The 17,952-nt window shown below is 31.3% G+C and carries 17 protein-coding genes and 1 pseudogene; 6 read left to right on the forward strand and 12 right to left on the reverse strand.

The window, feature by feature from the left end:
• Positions 1-43 precede the first annotated feature (43 nt).
• The 4 genes and pseudogenes from aspS (at position 44) to msrA (ending at position 3,435) form a co-directional block, all read left to right on the forward strand.
• Positions 44-1,795, forward strand: a complete 1,752-nt coding sequence (gene aspS / locus ELQ09_RS05885; protein WP_134263829.1) for an aspartate--tRNA ligase — start codon at positions 44-46, stop codon at positions 1,793-1,795.
• A complete protein-coding gene (locus ELQ09_RS05890) occupies positions 1,792-2,370 on the forward strand; it encodes an adenylate kinase (RefSeq protein WP_002855137.1) in 579 nt (192 codons plus the stop codon). Before aspS ends, ELQ09_RS05890 begins: the two co-directional genes overlap by 4 nt.
• 9 nt (positions 2,371-2,379) lie before the next feature.
• Complete coding sequence (gene ppa, locus ELQ09_RS05895; RefSeq protein ID WP_002855031.1) at positions 2,380-2,898, forward strand: inorganic diphosphatase; 519 nt, start codon at positions 2,380-2,382, stop codon at positions 2,896-2,898.
• Positions 2,899-2,938: 40 nt separating this feature from the next.
• Positions 2,939-3,435: pseudogene (gene msrA, locus ELQ09_RS05900) on the forward strand (peptide-methionine (S)-S-oxide reductase MsrA).
• 175 nt (positions 3,436-3,610) lie between these two features.
• On the opposite strand, the gene ELQ09_RS05905 reads toward msrA, so the two are convergent.
• Genes ELQ09_RS05905 through ilvC form a run of 5 tightly spaced genes read right to left on the reverse strand, consistent with a single transcriptional unit; the run spans position 3,611 to position 7,730 of the window.
• Positions 3,611-4,450, reverse strand: a complete 840-nt coding sequence (locus tag ELQ09_RS05905; protein WP_083262324.1) for an RsmB/NOP family class I SAM-dependent RNA methyltransferase — start codon at positions 4,448-4,450, stop codon at positions 3,611-3,613.
• Between the two features lie 28 nt (positions 4,451-4,478).
• Positions 4,479-4,862, reverse strand: coding sequence for a Holliday junction resolvase RuvX (gene ruvX, locus ELQ09_RS05910; protein ID WP_002856861.1), 384 nt, complete (start codon positions 4,860-4,862; stop codon positions 4,479-4,481).
• The gene (locus tag ELQ09_RS05915) at positions 4,859-5,632 is read right to left on the reverse strand and encodes a DNA-processing protein DprA (RefSeq protein ID WP_002932002.1); all 774 of its coding nucleotides are present in this window, start codon (positions 5,630-5,632) and stop codon (positions 4,859-4,861) included. Before ELQ09_RS05915 ends, ruvX begins: the two co-directional genes overlap by 4 nt.
• On the reverse strand, positions 5,622-6,704 hold the full coding sequence (locus ELQ09_RS05920; protein WP_070295604.1) for a divergent polysaccharide deacetylase family protein: 1,083 nt from the start codon (positions 6,702-6,704) through the stop codon (positions 5,622-5,624). The genes ELQ09_RS05915 and ELQ09_RS05920 overlap by 11 nt, the downstream gene beginning before the upstream one ends.
• A 3-nt stretch (positions 6,705-6,707) precedes the next feature.
• Positions 6,708-7,730 carry a ketol-acid reductoisomerase gene (gene ilvC / locus ELQ09_RS05925; RefSeq protein ID WP_134263830.1) on the reverse strand — a complete coding sequence of 341 codons (1,023 nt, stop codon included), beginning with the start codon at positions 7,728-7,730 and terminating at the stop codon, positions 6,708-6,710.
• 118 nt (positions 7,731-7,848) lie between these two features.
• On the opposite strand from ilvC, the gene ELQ09_RS05930 reads away from it, so the two are divergent.
• Together ELQ09_RS05930 and holA are read left to right on the forward strand one after the other, a co-directional pair.
• A complete protein-coding gene (locus tag ELQ09_RS05930) occupies positions 7,849-9,783 on the forward strand; it encodes a ribonuclease R family protein (RefSeq protein WP_057042592.1) in 1,935 nt (644 codons plus the stop codon).
• The gene (holA, locus tag ELQ09_RS05935; protein WP_134263831.1) at positions 9,776-10,741 is read left to right on the forward strand and encodes a DNA polymerase III subunit delta; all 966 of its coding nucleotides are present in this window, start codon (positions 9,776-9,778) and stop codon (positions 10,739-10,741) included. The genes ELQ09_RS05930 and holA overlap by 8 nt, the downstream gene beginning before the upstream one ends.
• Before the next feature lies 1 nt (position 10,742).
• Here holA and hypA read toward each other — a convergent pair whose 3' ends face one another.
• The 7 genes from hypA to ELQ09_RS05970 form a co-directional block, all read right to left on the reverse strand.
• Positions 10,743-11,087 carry a hydrogenase maturation nickel metallochaperone HypA gene (gene hypA, locus ELQ09_RS05940; protein WP_134224797.1) on the reverse strand — a complete coding sequence of 115 codons (345 nt, stop codon included), beginning with the start codon at positions 11,085-11,087 and terminating at the stop codon, positions 10,743-10,745.
• Positions 11,087-12,061: a hydrogenase expression/formation protein HypE gene (gene hypE / locus ELQ09_RS05945; RefSeq protein ID WP_052835099.1), complete on the reverse strand. Its 975-nt coding sequence runs from the start codon at positions 12,059-12,061 to the stop codon at positions 11,087-11,089. Before hypE ends, hypA begins: the two co-directional genes overlap by 1 nt.
• Positions 12,058-13,149, reverse strand: a complete 1,092-nt coding sequence (gene hypD / locus ELQ09_RS05950) for a hydrogenase formation protein HypD (protein WP_134224796.1) — start codon at positions 13,147-13,149, stop codon at positions 12,058-12,060. Before hypD ends, hypE begins: the two co-directional genes overlap by 4 nt.
• Positions 13,133-13,414, reverse strand: coding sequence for a HypC/HybG/HupF family hydrogenase formation chaperone (locus tag ELQ09_RS05955; RefSeq protein ID WP_002776342.1), 282 nt, complete (start codon positions 13,412-13,414; stop codon positions 13,133-13,135). Before ELQ09_RS05955 ends, hypD begins: the two co-directional genes overlap by 17 nt.
• A complete protein-coding gene (hypB, locus tag ELQ09_RS05960) occupies positions 13,414-14,157 on the reverse strand; it encodes a hydrogenase nickel incorporation protein HypB (protein ID WP_052835097.1) in 744 nt (247 codons plus the stop codon). The genes ELQ09_RS05955 and hypB overlap by 1 nt, the downstream gene beginning before the upstream one ends.
• Positions 14,158-14,234: 77 nt before the next feature.
• Entirely contained in the window at positions 14,235-16,424 is a 2,190-nt protein-coding gene (hypF, locus tag ELQ09_RS05965) for a carbamoyltransferase HypF (protein WP_134263832.1), read from the reverse strand.
• Positions 16,405-17,925: a hypothetical protein gene (locus tag ELQ09_RS05970; RefSeq protein ID WP_134263833.1), complete on the reverse strand. Its 1,521-nt coding sequence runs from the start codon at positions 17,923-17,925 to the stop codon at positions 16,405-16,407. The genes hypF and ELQ09_RS05970 overlap by 20 nt, the downstream gene beginning before the upstream one ends.
• Between the last annotated feature and the right edge of the window lie 27 nt (positions 17,926-17,952).

Genomic DNA, 17,952 nt, shown 5'->3' on the forward strand with positions numbered 1-17,952 from the left:
AATTTTGCTCATTATCTTAAAAAATCTTTTTCAAGGAATAAATTTGCGAAGTCATTATAATACAGACTTGGGAATTTCCCATGTTGGTCAAAGCGTTAAACTTTGCGGTTGGGTAAATAGCTACCGCGATCATGGTGGAGTTATTTTTATAGATTTAAGAGATAGAAGTGGTATTATCCAACTTGTTTGCGATCCAAATGATAGCAAAGAAGCTCATGAAATCGCTTCCAATGCAAGAAATGAATTTGTACTTATTGCAGAAGGTGCTATTCGTCCGCGTGGCGAAGGACTTGTAAATCCTAAATTAAAAACAGGAGAAATCGAAGTAGTTGTTTCTAAACTTACCATAGAAAATGAAAGTGCCGTACCTCCTTTTGCTATCGCCGATGAAAGTGTAAATGAAGAATTACGCTTAAAATATCGCTTTTTAGATTTAAGAAATCCTAAACTTTATGAAAATTTTGCCTTGCGTTCTAAAGCTTGTATAGCAGCTAGAAATTCTTTGGCAAATATGGGATTTTTAGAAGTTGAAACCCCTATTCTTACCAAAGCTACTCCCGAAGGCGCAAGAGATTATCTCGTGCCTTCTCGTGTGCATCAGGGTGAATTTTATGCTCTTCCACAAAGCCCTCAGCTTTTCAAACAACTTTTAATGTGTAGCGGTTTTGATCGTTATTTTCAAATCGCAAAATGTTTTAGAGATGAAGATTTAAGAGCTGATCGCCAACCTGAATTCACACAAATTGATGTTGAAATGAGTTTTTGCGAACAAAAAGATGTAATCAATGTAGCTGAAACTTTTTTAAAAGATATTTTCAAAGCTTGCGGCAAAGAAATTCAAACCCCTTTTAGACAAATGCAATACAAAGACGCTATGGAGAATTATGGCTCTGATAAGCCGGATTTAAGATTTGATCTTAAATTTATTGATGTGATTGATATTTTTGCTAAGTCAAATAATGAAATTTTTGCAAATATTGCCAAAGATACAAAGAAAAATCGCATCAAAGCCATACGCGTTCCAAAAGGCGATACTATTTTTTCAAAAAGACAAATGCAAAGATTTGAAGAATTTGTGCGTAAATTTGGTGCTCAAGGCTTAGCTTTTATACAAGTTAAAGAAGATGGACTTAAAGGTCCGCTTTGCAAATTCTTTAGCGAAGAAGATTTAAATGAGCTAAGCAAACGCTGTGAACTTGAAGTAGGAGATGTGGTATTTTTCGGTGCAGGAGCTAAAAAAACCGTGCTTGATTATATGGGAAGATTTAGAATTTTCTTAGCCAACGAGTTAAATCTTATAGATCCAAATGCCTTAGAATTCTTATGGGTTCTTGATTTTCCTATGTTTGAACAAAATGATGATGGAAGTTATTCTGCGATGCACCATCCTTTTACCATGCCAAAAAATATCGATGAGACTGATTTAGAAGAAATTTCATCTATTGCTTATGATGTAGTGTTAAATGGCGTTGAGCTAGGTGGAGGTAGTATAAGAATCCATAAAAACGATATTCAACAAAAAGTATTTAAACTTTTAAATATCGATGAAGAACAACAAAAAGAAAAATTTGGCTTCTTACTTGATGCTTTAAGTTTTGGTGCTCCACCACATGGAGGTATCGCTATAGGACTTGATAGACTCATCATGCTAGTTACAGGAGCAAACAGCATAAGAGAGGTTATAGCCTTTCCAAAAACCCAAAGAGCGCAATGCTTAATGACAGATGCACCATCGCCTGCCAGCAATGAAGCAATGAGAGAATTAGGAATCAAATTAAGGGAGAATATAAAATGAAAGAATTGTTTTTAATCATAGGTGCACCAGGTAGTGGAAAAACTACCGATGCTAGTTTAATCGCACAAGCAGATGCGACAAATATCACACACTATTCAACAGGAGATCTTTTAAGAGCTGAAGTAGCAAGTGGGAGTGAGCTTGGAAAAACTATAGATAGTTTTATATCCAAAGGCAATCTTGTTCCTTTAGATGTTGTTGTAAATACTATAGTTTGCGCACTAAAAGCTGCTCCAACTAAAACTATTATCATCGATGGCTATCCAAGAAGCGTAGAACAAATGATGGAATTTGACAAGGTTTTAAGTGAGCAAAATGAAATTTGTCTTAAAGGTGTTATAGAAGTAAGAGTAAGCGAAGAAGTTGCCAAAGAAAGAGTTTTAGGCAGAAATCGTGGTGCAGATGATAATGAAGAAGTGTTTTATAATAGAATGAAAGTTTATACAGAACCTTTAAATGAAATTTTAGATTTTTATCAAAAGAAAAAACTTCATTTTATTATCGATGGGGAACGCACTATCGAACCTATTGTTGCAGACATGAAAGAACTGATTAAAAAAATTCAAAGTATATAAGGAGAAAAAATGGATTTAAGCAAAATCAAAATCGGAGATATTCCAAATAAAATCAATGCCGTAATTGAAATTCCATACGGATCAAGCATCAAATACGAAATCGATAAAGATAGTGGTGCTATCATGGTAGATCGCGTTATGGCTAGTGCGATGTTTTACCCAGCAAACTATGGTTTTATTGCCAATACTTTGGCTGATGATGGTGATCCTGTGGATATTTTAGTGCTTAATGAATATCCTATCCAAGCTGGAGCCGTGATTCCTTGCCGCTTAATTGGTGTTTTAATCATGGAAGATGAAAGCGGAATGGATGAAAAACTTCTTGCAGTTCCAAATTCAAAAATAGATGCAAGATATGACAATATAAAAACTTACACAGATTTACCACAAGCAACTTTAAATAAAATCAAAAATTTCTTTGAAACTTATAAAATTTTAGAGCCAAACAAATGGGTTAAAGTACAAGATTTTAAAGATGAAAAAGCTGCAATTGAAATTTTAGAAAAAGCAATCAAAAACTACAAATAATCCTAGCCCTTCAAAGGGCTAAACTCAAGGAAAACTCGCAATGAAAAATATCGTTTTAGGTGGTGGTTGTTTTTGGTGTGTTGAAGCCGTATTTGAACGCCTAAAAGGTGTAATCGATACTGAAGTTGGATATAGCGGAGGAAATCCAAATCCTAGCTATGAAAGCGTGTGTAATGGTGATGGTAACATAGAAGTTGTCAAAATAAATTACGATGAAAAACAAATCTCTCTTCTTGAAATCTTAACACTCTTTTTTAAAATTCATGATCCAACAAGTATAGATAAACAAGGTGGAGATATTGGTATACAATATCGCTCAATAATCTTTTACGAAAATGAAGAAGATAAAATTTTAGCTCAAAATTTCATCGAAGAACAGCAAAAAATATTTAGCAAAAAATAGTTACTAAAATTTCAAGATTGCAAACTTACTACAAAGCTGAAAACTATCATCAACATTATTTTATAAATAATCCCAATCAAGGATATTGTCAAGCTGTAATAGTTCCAAAACTGCAAAAAATACAATCAGACTAATTTCATCTTTTTAAGGTTAAAAAAATTTCAACTTTATTCACAGCCTTTTCACGCTGTGATTTTCTTTTCAAAGTACTTAAAAATAGAACTTTAAGCTTTAAAATAAAGAAAAAATTATTTATTGTTTTTTAAGTTTTTTTATGAATTTGTATTTAAATGTGAATAATTTTATCAATTAACATAATTTCCTAAGCTTAGCTATAAAAAATCCATCATAGTCTAAGCTTGGTAAAATCCGTCTGCATTTTGAAATTTCAGCAAATTCTTCACTTTGCCCTGCTTTAGCCTCAACATTTTCCAAATCAATATCTAAAAGCTCTAATTTAAACTCGCTTTTTAAAGCATTCTCTATCACTTCTTCATTTTCTTCTTTGGTAAAGGTGCAAGTACTATATACAAGCTCTCCGCCTATTTTTAATGCCTTTAAAGCAGAATGTAGAAGTTTTTTTTGAGTTTTTGCAATATTTTTGATTTCTTTATAACTTTTTTCCAAATCAAAACCTATTTTAGCAAAAGTTGAACAAGGTGCATCAAGTAAAATTTTATCAAATTTTAAAGGACATAAATTGCCTATATTTTTACCATCTTTCATAAAAACTTTAGCAATCACGCCGTAATTTTTAAGATTTTTTTGCAAAATAAAAAATCTATCCCTACTCATCTCATTGCAAGCTAAATAACCTGTATTTTGCATAAAATTTGCAAGATTGATACTTTTACCACCCGGAGCTGCACACATATCAAGAACACTTTGCCCTGCTTTAACTTCTAAATTTAAAGCACACAAATAAGAAGAATAATTTTGTATATAAAAGTGCGCCTCATTAAAAGCTTTCATAGAACTTAAGATAGCCTTATCTTTGGCGTCAAACAAATAACAATAAGCGTTGATCTTTTTAAATTTTAAATTTTGTTTTAAAAATTCTTTTTCTAATTCTTCAATGCTGGTTTTTAAAGCATTTGCAAATACACAAACATTTTTTTCTTGAGTAAAAGAAGATAAAATATTTTGCATTTCATCTTTGGTATAAAGTTTTTCTATTCTAGAGAGCAAAATAATCCTTTATCATGATAAAAGCGGATAAAGAGTCTAATTTACCATCTTTTTTGCGTGTATTGGCTACACCGTATCCTAAAGCTTCTTTACTTGTTCCACTTTCATCTACAAAGCAAATTTCTTTATCAAATTCAAGCAAAGAAACAAAATGCTTAATGCGTCTTGTCATTTCTTCTTCGCTTGATCCACCCTTAGGAATGCCTACAATGAGTAAAGAAATTTCATGTATTTTAAGTAAATTTTTGATTTCATTGGCGGCTTGATTGCGATTTTTTCTTAAAACTGCATCTAAAGGCAAAGCGATCTTTTTATCTACGCAAAGCGCTACACCTATGCGTTTTAAACCTACATCTAAAGCCAAAGCTCTCATACTAAAACCCTTATAAAAAGCCCTTCTATGGAAATTTTTCCCTCAAGTTCGTATTCATAAACTTTTTGTCCATAAATTTTTAAAGCCTCATCAACACTCACACCTTTTTTACAAAACTCTAAAAATTCATCTTGATTTGTATCTATACTTGCAAACTCACTTACAAATTCTTTGAAATCACAAATCAATTTTGCTTTATTTTCTTTTAAAAGCAAATTAGTTGCTGTGCTTTCTCCTAGTCTTTGCGGTAAAACATATAAAGGTTTATTGAGTTCTAAAGCAAGTTTTGCACTTTGCATAGAACCACTTTTTATATCTGCTTGTGCAACTACAACGGCCTTACTTAAAGCAATAACCAAACGATTTCTTAGTAAAAAGTCATAATTTTTTGGCAAATAATCATCTTCGTATTCGCTTAAAGCCAAAGCATTTTCATAAATTTGTTTAATGATTTTTTCATTAGTTCTTGGATAAATTTGATCTAAACCATTAGCAAAAATACCTATAGTATTTGGCATAGCCGCCACACTTGCGGTGATATCCACACCCAAAGCACCGCCACTTACCACACAAAGATGAGCATTTTTAAGCATACTCGCTAAAGAAAAAACACAATTTTTCGTATAAACACTCATACGCCTTGAACCTATAATAGCGATTTTATCTTGTTTTAATAAAGATAAATTTCCTTTATAGTGTAATTTTTTAGGAGGCTTTTTTAAATCTTTAAAAAGTTCTAAAAATTCATCAGGCAAAATTTCACTTGCCATAAATTTCACTCAAATACACAAGATCAACGCCTTTTAACAAATCCTTACTTTGCTCTAAAGCTTTAAAAGTATTTTTCCTAGGATGTCCTATGGCTATAACAAAACCTTTTTTTTGTGCAAGTTTTACTGCACTTTCGAGTTGTTTTTTAACATAATTAACATCATCCTCATTATCCAAAAACACATCTCTTTGTATATAAGGCATACTGAGTTCTTTAGCGATTTTATTTGCCTTAGAATTTCCTATAGTTTTAGAATCTACAAAAAATATATTTTGATTTTTTAAAGCCTCGTAAAGCTTTCTCATAGCTTCTTCATTGCTTGTAAATAAACTTCCTGTGTGATTATTGATATATCTTAAATCCTTAAAATCTTTTTTAATTTGCTTGATTTTTTTAAAAATTCTTTCTTTGCTATCATTTGGATTTAAAGTATCAAGCTCGGGTTTATTGTAATTAATCGCTGCTAAAGGTAAATGCACCATATAAAAATCAAATTTTAAAGCAAGTTTTGGCGTTTCGCTATGGTTTTTATCTGGCGGGAAAAAAGAAGGATTTAACTTTAAATTTAAAGCTTTTAAACCTCTAACCTGACTTGCATTTGCCATATCATCGATAATAATAGCAAGTTTTGGTTTTTTAGAAATTTTATTTAAATGAATATCTTCATCAAAAGTTAAATTTTGATCTTGAGTTAAATTTGTATCTTTTGGAATAAAATTGTGTTCCAAACTCTGATTTTGTTCTAAACTTAAATTCTGCTCTACATTGCTTAAATTTTGCTCATTTAAACTTATATTTAAATCATCAATTTCTTGAATTTTTTGCTCTAAAATACTTACAGATTTATTATTATCAAACTCATTCTCTTGAAAAATACCAATTTCATAATGATCTTTATTTGATGAAATTAAATCTTCTTGTTTATCAATAAAATAATCCGGCTTAACAGAAGAAACATCTTGGGAATTTTGATATTTTACTAAAATTCCCAAAGCTAAAGCTATACAAAGTAAAAAAAGTATAGCTATGATTAAATAACGCTGAATTTGAACTAATTTTTTCTTTGACAATGTTTAGTTCTTATCTTTATCTACTAATTTTTTAGCACTGATCCAAGGCATCATCGCACGCAAATTACGCCCTGTTTTTTCTATCAAAGAATCATTCATATTTCTGCGTTCTGCATGCATTCTAGCAAAACCTGCACGGCGTTCTAAGATAAAATCTTTTGCAAAAACACCATTTTGTATATCTTTTAAAACACCTTTCATCGCTTTTTTAGTCTCTTCAGTAATAATCTTTGGCCCTGTAATATAATCGCCGTATTCTGCAGTATTTGAGATAGAATAACGCATATCTGCAATACCACCTTGATAAATCAAATCCACAATGAGTTTCATTTCATGCAAACACTCAAAATAAGCCATTTCAGGTTCATAACCTGCTTCAACCAAAGTCTCAAAACCTGCTTGAATCAAAGCACTAAGCCCACCACAAAGCACAGCTTGTTCACCAAAAAGATCTGTTTCTGTTTCGGCTTTAAAGGTTGTTTCTATAATACCTGTGCGTCCGCCCCCAATCGCACTTGCATAACTTAAGGCTAAATTTTTAGCATTTTTACTTTCATCTTGATGGATGGCTATTAAACAAGGAGTTCCACCTCCTAAAGTAAATTCATTTCTTACTGTATGTCCTGGTGCTTTAGGTGCTATCATGATAACATCTATACCTTTTGGAGCAACAATTTGACCATAGTGGATATTAAAACCGTGCGCAAAAGCTATAGCCTTGCCTTCACTTAAATTTGGTTTTATTTCGACATTAAAAATATCTGCTTGAATTTCATCAGGAGCTAAAATCATAACCACATCTGCTGTCTTAGAAGCTTCACTTACACTCATTACTTCAAAACCAGCATTTTTTGCTTTAACAGCACTTACACTACCTTCACGAAGTCCGATAATTACATTTACGCCATTATCTCTTAAATTCATCGCATGAGCGTGTCCTTGAGAGCCAAAGCCTATAATTGCTACTTTTTTTGATTTGATTAAATTTAAATCACAATCTTTATCATAATATACTGTAATAGCCATATTCACTCCTTAAAAATTCAAAAATTAAAGGTATTATTATAGCAATTAAAGTATAAATTTCATATTTTTTTTATAAACTTTATGTAAGAATTTTACAAAAAATCATAAAGTATCAAAAGTGAAAGAATTTTTAAACAGTCTTAGTTATGGCATTAGCTCTCATGAAGTAAGCAATGAATTTAAACAAATTTTAAGAGAGCTTTTAGCTAATCATATCATCAAAGAACACAAAAACAAATACTATCTTAACAATGGTTTTGCCTTTGGAGTACTTGATATTTCAAGCAAAGGCACAGGTTTTTTACAATGCTTTGATGAAAGTTTTAAAAAAGATCTTTTGATAGAAAACAAAAACCTAAAAGGTGCAAACTATAAAGATATAGTCGCGGTAAAACTTCTACCTTTAAAGAAAAAACGCCCCAGTGCAAAGGTGATTTTGGTTCTAAAAAGAGCCAATGAAACCTCTTTAGTGATCACCAAAAGGTATGGCGAAGCCGTGCTTGGAATGAATATCAAAACAGGATTAAGCACTGCCTTAAAAGCTTCTCAAAAATCTTTAAAAGCACTACCTTTAGGGACAATTTTAAAAATAGAAAATGAAAATAACAATATCATAGAAGTTTTAGGACATATCGATGATGAAAGCGTAGATGAAAAAATCTCCCTAGCTCTTTTTAATAAAAATAACGAATTTAGCGACGCTTGTATCAAAGAAGCTCTAGCAAACGGCGATAGTGTTGATGCGAGTATGTATGAAAATCGCATGGATTTAAGAGCCTTGCCTTTTTGCACCATAGATCCTATACATGCAAAAGATTTTGATGATGCGATTTATTTTGACATCCAAAAACGAGAAATTTATGTAGCTATTGCTGATGTTAGCGAATATGTTTATGCTTATAGCGCTATAGATAAAGAAGCAAGAAATCGTGGATTTTCTATTTATTTTCCACATATTGCTATACCTATGCTGCCTCATCCTTTAAGTGAAAATATCTGTTCTTTAAAACCTCATTTAGATCGCTTAGCGTATTGTTTTAAAATCACACTCGATCATGAAAATAAAGTCATCAAAGAAGAACTTTTTGAAGGTATTATCAACTCAAAACGCCGTTTTAATTACGATGAAGTTGATGAAATTTTAGTACAAAAACCTGATTTAAAAGAGCTTTCATGGCTTTATGAGCTTTTTGAAATCACAAAAAATTTACGCAAAATGCGTCTTAAAAATGCCTTTGAATTTCGCACCGAAGAATTAAGAATGAATCTAGATGAAAACTTAAGTCTAAAAAGCACAGTTTTTGAAAAAGACACGCCTTCGCATAATTTGATCGAAGATTGTATGCTTTTAGCCAATAAAGCCGCAGCAAAACTCATAGATATAGGCGTTTTTAGAAATCACTTAAGCGCTGATGTAAGAAAAATCGATAAGCTTTTAAATGAATTACGCGAACTCGGAATCGATGTAAATTTTAAGCCCAATCTTCCTGAACTCATACGAGACATACAAGCTTTAGCCGATGAGTTAAATTTAAGAGCAGAAGTAGATAAACTCATCATCAAAGCACAAAAAAAAGCGGAATATTCTAGTGTAAATGCGGGACATTTTGGCTTAGGTTTTGATAAATACTCACATTTTACAAGCCCTATAAGAAGGTATTCTGATCTTATTTTACACAGACTTTTAAAAGCCAAACAAAAAAACGATGAAAAACTTTTTAATTATCTACTTTTAAACATAGAAAGCACTTGCGAGAATCTTAGCACACTTGAAAGAGAGGCGGATAAGGTTGCTTTTGATTTTATGGATAGAAAATTTGCTAGATGGGCGGCTAAAAATATAGGCAAAAAATTTAAAGCTTTAGTTGTGCAAAATGATGGAGTTTGCATAGCTAAACTAGATGATGAAATCAAAGGAGCAGATATAATCCTTTATGATACGCGTGTAAATTTGCTAGAAAGTGTTGAAGTGCAAATCATGGAAGCGGATATAGTTATGGCAAAAATTTATGCTAAAATCACCCAAAGACTCATAAAGGAAGAAAATGTATAGAAAAGAGCTTCAAACCTTACTTTCTAAAGATTCAATACCTAATTTTTTCTTTCTTTATGGAGCGGATAATTTTCAAAGCGAACTTTATGCTGAATTTATAAAAGAAAAATATAAGCCCGATGAAACTTTAAAACTTTTTTTTGAAGAATACAACTTCACTCGTGCAAGTGATTTTTTAAGTACAGGATCGCTTTTTAGCGAAAAAAAATTACTCGAAATTAAAACTTCTAAAAAAATTCCAACAAAAGATCTTAAAATTTTAGTAGATCTTTGTAAAAACAATACGGACAATTTCTTTCTTTTAGAGCTTTATGATGAAAACTCAAAGCAAAGCGACATAGAAAAAATTTTCTCTCCTCATTTTGTAAGATTTTTTAAAGCTAACGGAGCTAGAGAAGGCGTGGAGCTTTTAAGTATAAAAGCAAAACAACTAGGGGTTGAAATCACTCAAAATGCTTTGTTTACCCTTTTTACAAGTTTTGATGAAAATTTATATCTTGCTGCGAGTGAGCTTAATAAATTTAGTGGTTTAAGAGTGGATGAAAAAACCATAGAACAATACTGCTATAGTTTGAATACAGGAAGTTTTGAAAGCTTTTTTGAGAAAATTTTAAAAAAACAAGACTTTAAAAGCGAACTTGAAAAAATTTTAGACAATTTTAATGAAATTGCTTTAATCAACTCTTTGTACAATGCTTTTTATCGTTTATTCAAAATCGCACTTTATGCTAAAGTCAATGGTAAAATTGACTTTAAAGATCTTTTAGGCTATACTCCACCTCCTCAAGTGGGACAAAATTTAAGCTCTCAAGCCTTTAGTTTAAAAATCGAACAATATAAAGAAATTTTCACTCTTTTGCTTAAAAGCGAATACGAGCTTAAAACCAATTCTAAGCTCGTAAAAAAAGAATTTTTGATTTCAAATTTGCTTAAACTTGCAAGAATTTTGAAAAGCTAACTTACTCCATCACAAGTCGCATAAGGTGTAAGTCCTCACCTTGTGTGATTTTATATTCTATACTTTGACATTTAGGACACTTAAAAACATTTTCTTCTAAAATACTTGTTTGATCACATTTTAAGCATAAAATTTCAAGCGGGGCAAGTTCTATAAAAAGTTTAGCATTTTTACAAATATTTGAGCTTTCTTTAAAAGTTTCAAAACAACGCTTAAAAAGATCCACTTCTATACCGCTTAAACGCCCAATTTTTACATAAATTTCTTGCACATTGCAAACCTTATTGTTTAAGGCATTTTCTTCGCAAAGTTCGATTAAAGATTCTACTATACTTAATTCGTGCATTAGCAAATTCTTGGCAAAAGTTCGCCTTTAGGGCTTTCTAAAAAGCGTTTTGCCCCATAAGCGTTTTGTAAGATCACGCGTGCTTTTTTCTCTTCTAAAACTTCTCCTATAATACTCGCATTTGCATTGTATTTTTTTAGAATTTCTAAGGCTTTTAACTCATCTTCTTTTTCCACGCAAAGTATAAAAGTGCCTTCATTTGCAAGCTCATAAGCTTCATAACCAAAAAGCTCACAAAGTCCTAAAACCTCATCTTGAACGATGATTTTTTCTTCAAAGATCAAAAGATCATTTCCGCTTTGCTTTGCCCACTCATTTAAAACCGCACTAAGCCCCCCACGAGTAGCATCTCTCATGGCTACAACCTTTATATCTTTTTCTAAAAGCTCTAAAACCTCTTTATCTAAAGCCTTACAATCACTTTTAATATCAGCTTCTAGCTCATTTCTTTTGATTAAAACACTAGCTCCATGCCTTCCTATATCGCCTGAAAGAAGTATGCTAAGCCCTGCTTTGATATTTTTACTTTCTTTTTTAGAAATAATTTCACCTAAGGCTGTAGTGTTGATATAAATTTCATCTGCCTTACCCTTAGGAACAACTTTAGTATCACCACAAACCAACATAACTCCACATTTTTCACATTCTTCTTTAATGCTTTTTAAAATGCGTTCTAGTTTTTCTAGCTCAAAACCTTCCTCTAAGATAAGCCCTAAACTTAGATATTTTGGCTTAGCACCTACCATCAAAATATCATTAACAGAACCACAAACACAAAGTTTGCCTATATTAATCCCTTCATCTAAAAAAATCGGACTTAAAACAAAAGAATCCGTGCTTAAAGCCAAATTTCCCAAAATTGCCGCATCATTATTTGCGTTTAAAATTTCATTATCAAAGATCTTAAAAAGCTTAGCTAAAAGCTCATTCATCTCTTCTCCGCCACCTCCGTGGGCTAAGGAAATATTTTTCATACATTCACCTTTGAGTATTTATAATACGCCGCACAAGCACCCTCGCCAGAAACCATACAACTTCCTATAGGACTTCTTGGCGTACAAGCCTTGCCAAAAACTTTACAATCATAAGGCTTAGCCAAACCTCTTAAAATTTGCCCACAAATACAGGCTTTGCTTTCATTTTTACTTTGCACCGTACAATCAAATTTTTTACTCGCATCATAGGCACTAAATTCTTCTTTTAACTCCAAGCCTCCATCTTTAATAAGTCCTAAGCCACGAAATTCAAAATCACACACTCTAAAGTATTTTTTTACTAAATTTCGTGCTTTAACATTGCCTTCTTTGCTTACAGCTCTTTTGTATTGATTATACACTTTAAAAGTGTCTTCATTGCTTTGTTTTATGATATTTAACACACTTTCTAAAATATCAACTGGCTCAAAACCACTCACCGCTATAGGGGTTTTAAATTTTGCCGCTAAAGGCTCATAAATACCATAACCTGTTATTACACTCACATGAGAAGGGCCTAAAAAAGCATTGATTTTTACATTTTCATCATTCATGATCGCTTCTACAGGTGCTGGAACTGTGATATGATTGATATGAAAAAAGACATTATTTATTTTCTCTTCTATAACCTTTTGAAGAAGTAAAGCGCTCATAGGCGTAGTGGTTTCAAAACCTATAGCAAAAAAGATGATATTTTTGTTTAAATTTTGCTTAGCGATTTCCAAAACCTCAAGTGGAGAATAAAGCGCTCTAACATCAGCCCCTTTAGCTCTTAAATCAAGCAGAGAAATTTCACTTCCAGGCACCCTTAAAAGATCTCCTAAAGTACAAAAAATCGTATCTTTCATAGAGGCTAGTTTAATAGCTGTATCAATGCGAACTCTTGGCATAACACAAACAGGACATCCTGGCCCATGGATAAAGTTAATTTCCTTTGGTAAAATAGAAGGCAGGGCATATTTCATGATACTATGCGTATGCCCACCGCAAATTTCCATGATGTTAATAGGATTTTTAAGTTCTTGTTCTATGAGTTTTTTTAAAGCTAAAATGCTTTCTTTATCTCTAAATTCATCGATGAAATTCATTTAAACCCAAATCTCCCTCATCACTTTTTATCTCTCCACTATTCATTTTTTCTACTATTTCTTGATAGGTTTTAATGCTTTCTAGCGCAGCTTCTTTGTCGATTTTTTCCATAGCAACGCCTACATGGATTAAGACATAATCGCCTTGTTTTAAAGGCTCATCAATCAAATCCAAATTAACTTTTCTTTTCACACCTAAAGTTTGTACTAAAGCATTATTTAACTCATCGATTTCTAAAATTTCAGAAGGTATAGATAAACACATTAAAAAAGCTCCTTTTTAAGTTTAAGCACCTTATACCAAAGCTCCATATTAGTGCCATTTTTTGCATCAAGAGTGATAATATCTGCTCTAGGATTTAATTCTTTAATCAACTTAGTTGCCTCTTTAACATCAAAATCAAAATGATGAGCCAAATCTGCCTTTGTGATTAAAACTATATCAGCCTTTTTAAACATCACAGGATATTTTTGCGGTTTATCACTTCCTTCAGTTACCGAAAGCAAAACTACATTTAAATGCTCTCCTAAATCATAACTTGCAGGACAAACTAAATTTCCAACATTTTCTATAAAAAGCAAATCCACATCATCAATGGCTAAATGATGCAAAGCTTCATGCACCATAAAAGCATCCAAATGACAGCTTTGCCCTGTAGTGATTTGATATGCCAAAGCTCCAGCATTTTTTACTCTTAGGGCGTCATTATTGGTTTCTAAATCCCCTTCAATCACAGCGATTTTAAACTCATTTTTCAAAGCCTTAATCGTGCTTTCTAAAAGAGTGGTTTTTCCACTACCTGGAGAACTCATTAAATTAATACAAAGCGTGTTAGCTTCATTAAAATGCGCTCTATTGTGCTTAGCTTCTTCATCATTTTTGCTTAAAATTTTAGAAATCACTTCTATGGTTTTACTTTCTTTTAAGCTTGGATTTTCATGGTGGTGATCATGATGATGATCGTGCGTATGGTTTGAATTTATAGAACAGCCGCAATCTTTACACATTTTCTTTCCTTTTATATTTTTTGTTTCATTTTAACCTTAAAAGCATTAAAAAATTATGAGTTTTTAGAATATTTGCTTTATTTTTCTAAATTTAAAAAATGTACCATTTGTCCTAAGGCTATGGAGCTATCATTGCAAGGGTATTTTAAAGGTACAAAAAAATCAAAATTTTTAGCTTTTAAAATTTCAAGTAAGGTTTTGTTTTGAAAAACTCCTCCGCTCAAAAGCACTTTTAAATCATAATCTTTGCTAAAATCTATGATAAAATTTGCCAAGGCATTAAACATACCTGTAATTGCCTTAGTTTTTTCATCTTGTAAAGCCCCTAGGATTAAATTTTTAAAATTAACCTGCCCTTTTTCTACAAAAAGCTTGTAAGAAAAATCAAGATTTTTATCATAAAAAGCTTCACACATTAAACCAACTTGAGCTTCATAAGAACTTTTTTCTAAGTTAAAAACAATACTTCCAAAAGCATCGATAATGCGTCCTAAAGAACTCGTTTGTAAGTTAGAATGTGAATAAATTTTTTTAAGATTTTCAAGTTTGATTTTTGGAATTTTTGCTAAAAACTCCTTAGCCTTATCTTCTAAATCATAATGAAAAATAAGACTTAGAGCCAAATTTTGTATATTTTTAATATCACTATTTATAAGAGTGAAATTTTCAAAATGTGCAATTCTTTCATATTCTTTCAAATTTCCTACAAAAACTTCTCCACCCCAAATTTTGCCATCTTCACCATAACCTGTTCCATCACAAATAAAAGCTAAAGCCTTTTCATCTTTTGCAAAATTTTCTTCATATTCAAAATAAGCCGCACAAAAATGCGCATAATGATGAGAAATTTTAATCCTTTCTTCAAATTCTTTTGCATAGCTAAAATGCGGGTGTTTATCGCATAAAATCGCATCAAATTTCAAATCATAATTTTGTTTAAAAAATTCTAAAAGTTTAAAAAATCTCTCATGCACATCAAGACTTTTCAAATCCCCTATATAAGGAGAAATTAAAAGTTTATTTTCATAAAAAATCACAAATTCATTTTTAAGCTCCGCACCCAAAGCTAAAAAAGTGCCTTTTTTATTAAAATTTCTTTCCAAATAAAAAGGATTTAAACCCCTTGAAGTACGCAAAAACATAGTTTTACCATTTACCACTTGAGCTATGCTATCATCACTTGCATTCATAATTTCTCTATCATAATCTAAATAAAAATCAAATACTTCGCTAAGTTTTTGACACAAATTAAACTCATCTTTAATAATACTTTCTCCGCTTAAATTCGCACTTGTTGCTACAAGACTTCCTTTAAAATACTCAAAAAGCAAAAGATGTAAAGGCGTATAAGCTAGCATAATACCAATTTTATCAACATCAGGTGCGATTAAAGAAAAGGCTTTTTTCGCCTTTAAAATCACAATAGGAGCTAAAACCCCACCAAGCAAAGCTTCTTCTTTTTCATCTATAAAGGCAAGTTCTTTAGCACTTTGTAAATCTTTACACATCAAAGCAAAAGGTTTTTTAGGGCGATTTTTTCTAAGTCTTAGAGCTTTTAAAGCTTCTTCATTAAAAGCATCGCACATGAGATGAAAACCACCCATGCCTTTTATGGCTAAAATTTTACCTTCCTTTAAAAACTTCGCACTTTGCATAAAAGCTTCTTGATCTTTAGCTAAAATTTCACCCTTTGGATTTTTAAGAAAAACATTGATTTTACACTTAGGACAACTAATAGGCTGGGCATGAAAACGCCTATTTTTAGGATCTTCGTATTCGCTTTTACAAAACTCACACATCAATAATTCTTGCATAGAAGTATGGGTTCTATCATAAGGAAGACTTTTTATAATACTAAAGCGTGGCCCACAATGTGTGCAAGTGATAAAAGGATATAAAAAGCGTGGATTTTTTTCATCAAAAAATTCTTTTTTACACTCTTTACAAAGCGCAAAATCACTTAACATAGGTGTGCTTTTTGCATTCTTTAAAGAAGGAGTGATACTAAAATTTTCATAGTTTGGAATAGAAATTTGTGTGATTATAAGCTTATCTATTCTTGCTAAAGGTGGGAGATTATTTTTTAAATTTTCTATGAAATTTTCACATTCTTTTTGAGTGCAAGAAAGGATGATTTCCACCCCAAAACCATCATTTCTTACCTCTCCAAAAAGCTTTGATTTCAAAGCTAGTTCATAAACTAAGGGACGAAAACCCACCCCTTGAACTAAACCTGAAATTTTGATCTTATATCCTAAGTGGCACATCGCTTAATTGACAATTTTTAAGATGTTTGAGAGTATTTTTAAGCAAAGATTTATGTTCAAACAAAGATCCACTTATAAGTGCTAAATCGCTTTGCTTTTTCTCTCTTAATTCATCATAAGTATCACGCAAGAAATAAGCCAAACTTTCAACCGCTCCATAAGCGATATTAGCACTATCTACACCTGCTAACATAAAACTCATAGCAGATCTTAAGGTTCTTGTATAATCAAAACTTTTATCTTCTTTCAAACGATAATCAATCTTTACTCCACGAGGCATTTTTGACTCATCGGCAATTTTTAAAAGCTCACTAGCACTCTCTTGTAAATTTTTACCCAAATTTAGCACTCTACCCACTAAGCCAAGCAAAGAATAAAAATTATTTCGAAGTTCAAAACTTTCATCTAAAAGAGGAAATTCCTTGCTAAAATTTTCTAAAAGCCTTGCGCCAATTTCATCTTTTTTAATCTCTTCATAAAGCTCTTTGCTGTGTTTTGGTAAAGAAAGTTTAAGCAAATTAAGCTCTTTATTGATAAGCAAAATATCTTCATCATCTTTACTTAGCTCTAAAATAAAAGCCTTTTCCTTATAACGGCTTACAAGATAAGAAATTCTTGCCATACTTTTATCTTTTTTAGAAAAAATAAGCTCTCTTGCCTTAGCATTGATAAATTCAAAACCTTCCAAAACCACCACTTGCTCATCTAAAGCACTGATATAAAAATCTTTTTGATATTCTTCTATCTTTTTTACGCTTAAAAATTTATATTCATTTCCAAAAAGTTTCAAACCTAAAGCAAAGCAAAACAAATCTCTAGCAAGTCTGATTTTAAAATCATTAAAATCAAGATTATGATTTTTTCTAAACATGGCATTAAGCCTTAGCTTCATCAAAGGTTTTTCCAAACTTGCAAGAAGTTTTAAATTTTCATTTGAACAAACAAAAACTGAATTTATAGCTTTAATATCACAAGGAAGCAAAAAATCTCCTATAAATTCGTTCTTAAACAAAGAAAATTCATAAATGCCATTTTTATCTTTTAAATAAATCTTTTTTTCTTGACTTAACAAATCAAAGGCAAAATTTAAAAAAGTATTGAAATTTTCTTCATTGATTTTTTCAAATTCTGATAAATTGCTTGAAAATTCACACTCACAAAACACGCCCCATTCGTTTTTGTTTAAAAGTTTTTTTTCTTGATAGGCATTAGAATTTAAATGAGTAATATAAGAAAATCTTGAAAATTCTTTACCTTCTGGCATACAAAGGTTAAAATCCTGTCCCGCTTTTACATCAAATTTTTTCAAAAAAACACTATGACTCATGAAATTCAAAGAATCACAAAAAGTCTTTAAATTTTCTTCATCTGCATCGATAGAAAAATGATAAATATTTTCTTCTTTGCTAAGGGTATAATTGTAATTTTTCGCATAAAAACGCAATAAATATTCAAAAATATCATTATCCGCATTATAAATAAAATCAAAATCCAAAGTCATATTATGCCTTTTTTGAAAAATAAACTA

Origin of the sequence: Campylobacter sp. CH186, from assembly GCF_004378925.1 — a bacterium.
In the GTDB taxonomy this organism is placed as follows: Bacteria; Campylobacterota; Campylobacteria; order Campylobacterales; family Campylobacteraceae; genus Campylobacter_D; species Campylobacter_D jejuni.

Bases quoted from the DNA above. Each gene is read 5' to 3' on its own strand.
- ELQ09_RS05890 (WP_002855137.1), top strand. From the start codon at position 1,792: ATGAAAGAATTGTTTTTAATCATAGGTGCACCAGGTAGTGGAAAAACT.
- ppa (WP_002855031.1), top strand. From the start codon at position 2,380: ATGGATTTAAGCAAAATCAAAATCGGAGATATTCCAAATAAAATCAAT.
- ELQ09_RS05905 (WP_083262324.1), bottom strand. From the start codon at position 4,450: ATGCAAAATATTTTATCTTCTTTTACTCAAGAAAAAAATGTTTGTGTA.
- ruvX (WP_002856861.1), bottom strand. From the start codon at position 4,862: ATGAGAGCTTTGGCTTTAGATGTAGGTTTAAAACGCATAGGTGTAGCG.
- ELQ09_RS05915 (WP_002932002.1), bottom strand. From the start codon at position 5,632: ATGGCAAGTGAAATTTTGCCTGATGAATTTTTAGAACTTTTTAAAGAT.
- ilvC (WP_134263830.1), bottom strand. From the start codon at position 7,730: ATGGCTATTACAGTATATTATGATAAAGATTGTGATTTAAATTTAATC.
- holA (WP_134263831.1), top strand. From the start codon at position 9,776: ATGTATAGAAAAGAGCTTCAAACCTTACTTTCTAAAGATTCAATACCT.
- hypA (WP_134224797.1), bottom strand. From the start codon at position 11,087: ATGCACGAATTAAGTATAGTAGAATCTTTAATCGAACTTTGCGAAGAA.
- hypE (WP_052835099.1), bottom strand. From the start codon at position 12,061: ATGAAAAATATTTCCTTAGCCCACGGAGGTGGCGGAGAAGAGATGAAT.
- hypD (WP_134224796.1), bottom strand. From the start codon at position 13,149: ATGAATTTCATCGATGAATTTAGAGATAAAGAAAGCATTTTAGCTTTA.
- ELQ09_RS05955 (WP_002776342.1), bottom strand. From the start codon at position 13,414: ATGTGTTTATCTATACCTTCTGAAATTTTAGAAATCGATGAGTTAAAT.
- hypB (WP_052835097.1), bottom strand. From the start codon at position 14,157: ATGTGTAAAGATTGCGGCTGTTCTATAAATTCAAACCATACGCACGAT.
- hypF (WP_134263832.1), bottom strand. From the start codon at position 16,424: ATGTGCCACTTAGGATATAAGATCAAAATTTCAGGTTTAGTTCAAGGG.
- ELQ09_RS05970 (WP_134263833.1), bottom strand. From the start codon at position 17,925: ATGACTTTGGATTTTGATTTTATTTATAATGCGGATAATGATATTTTT.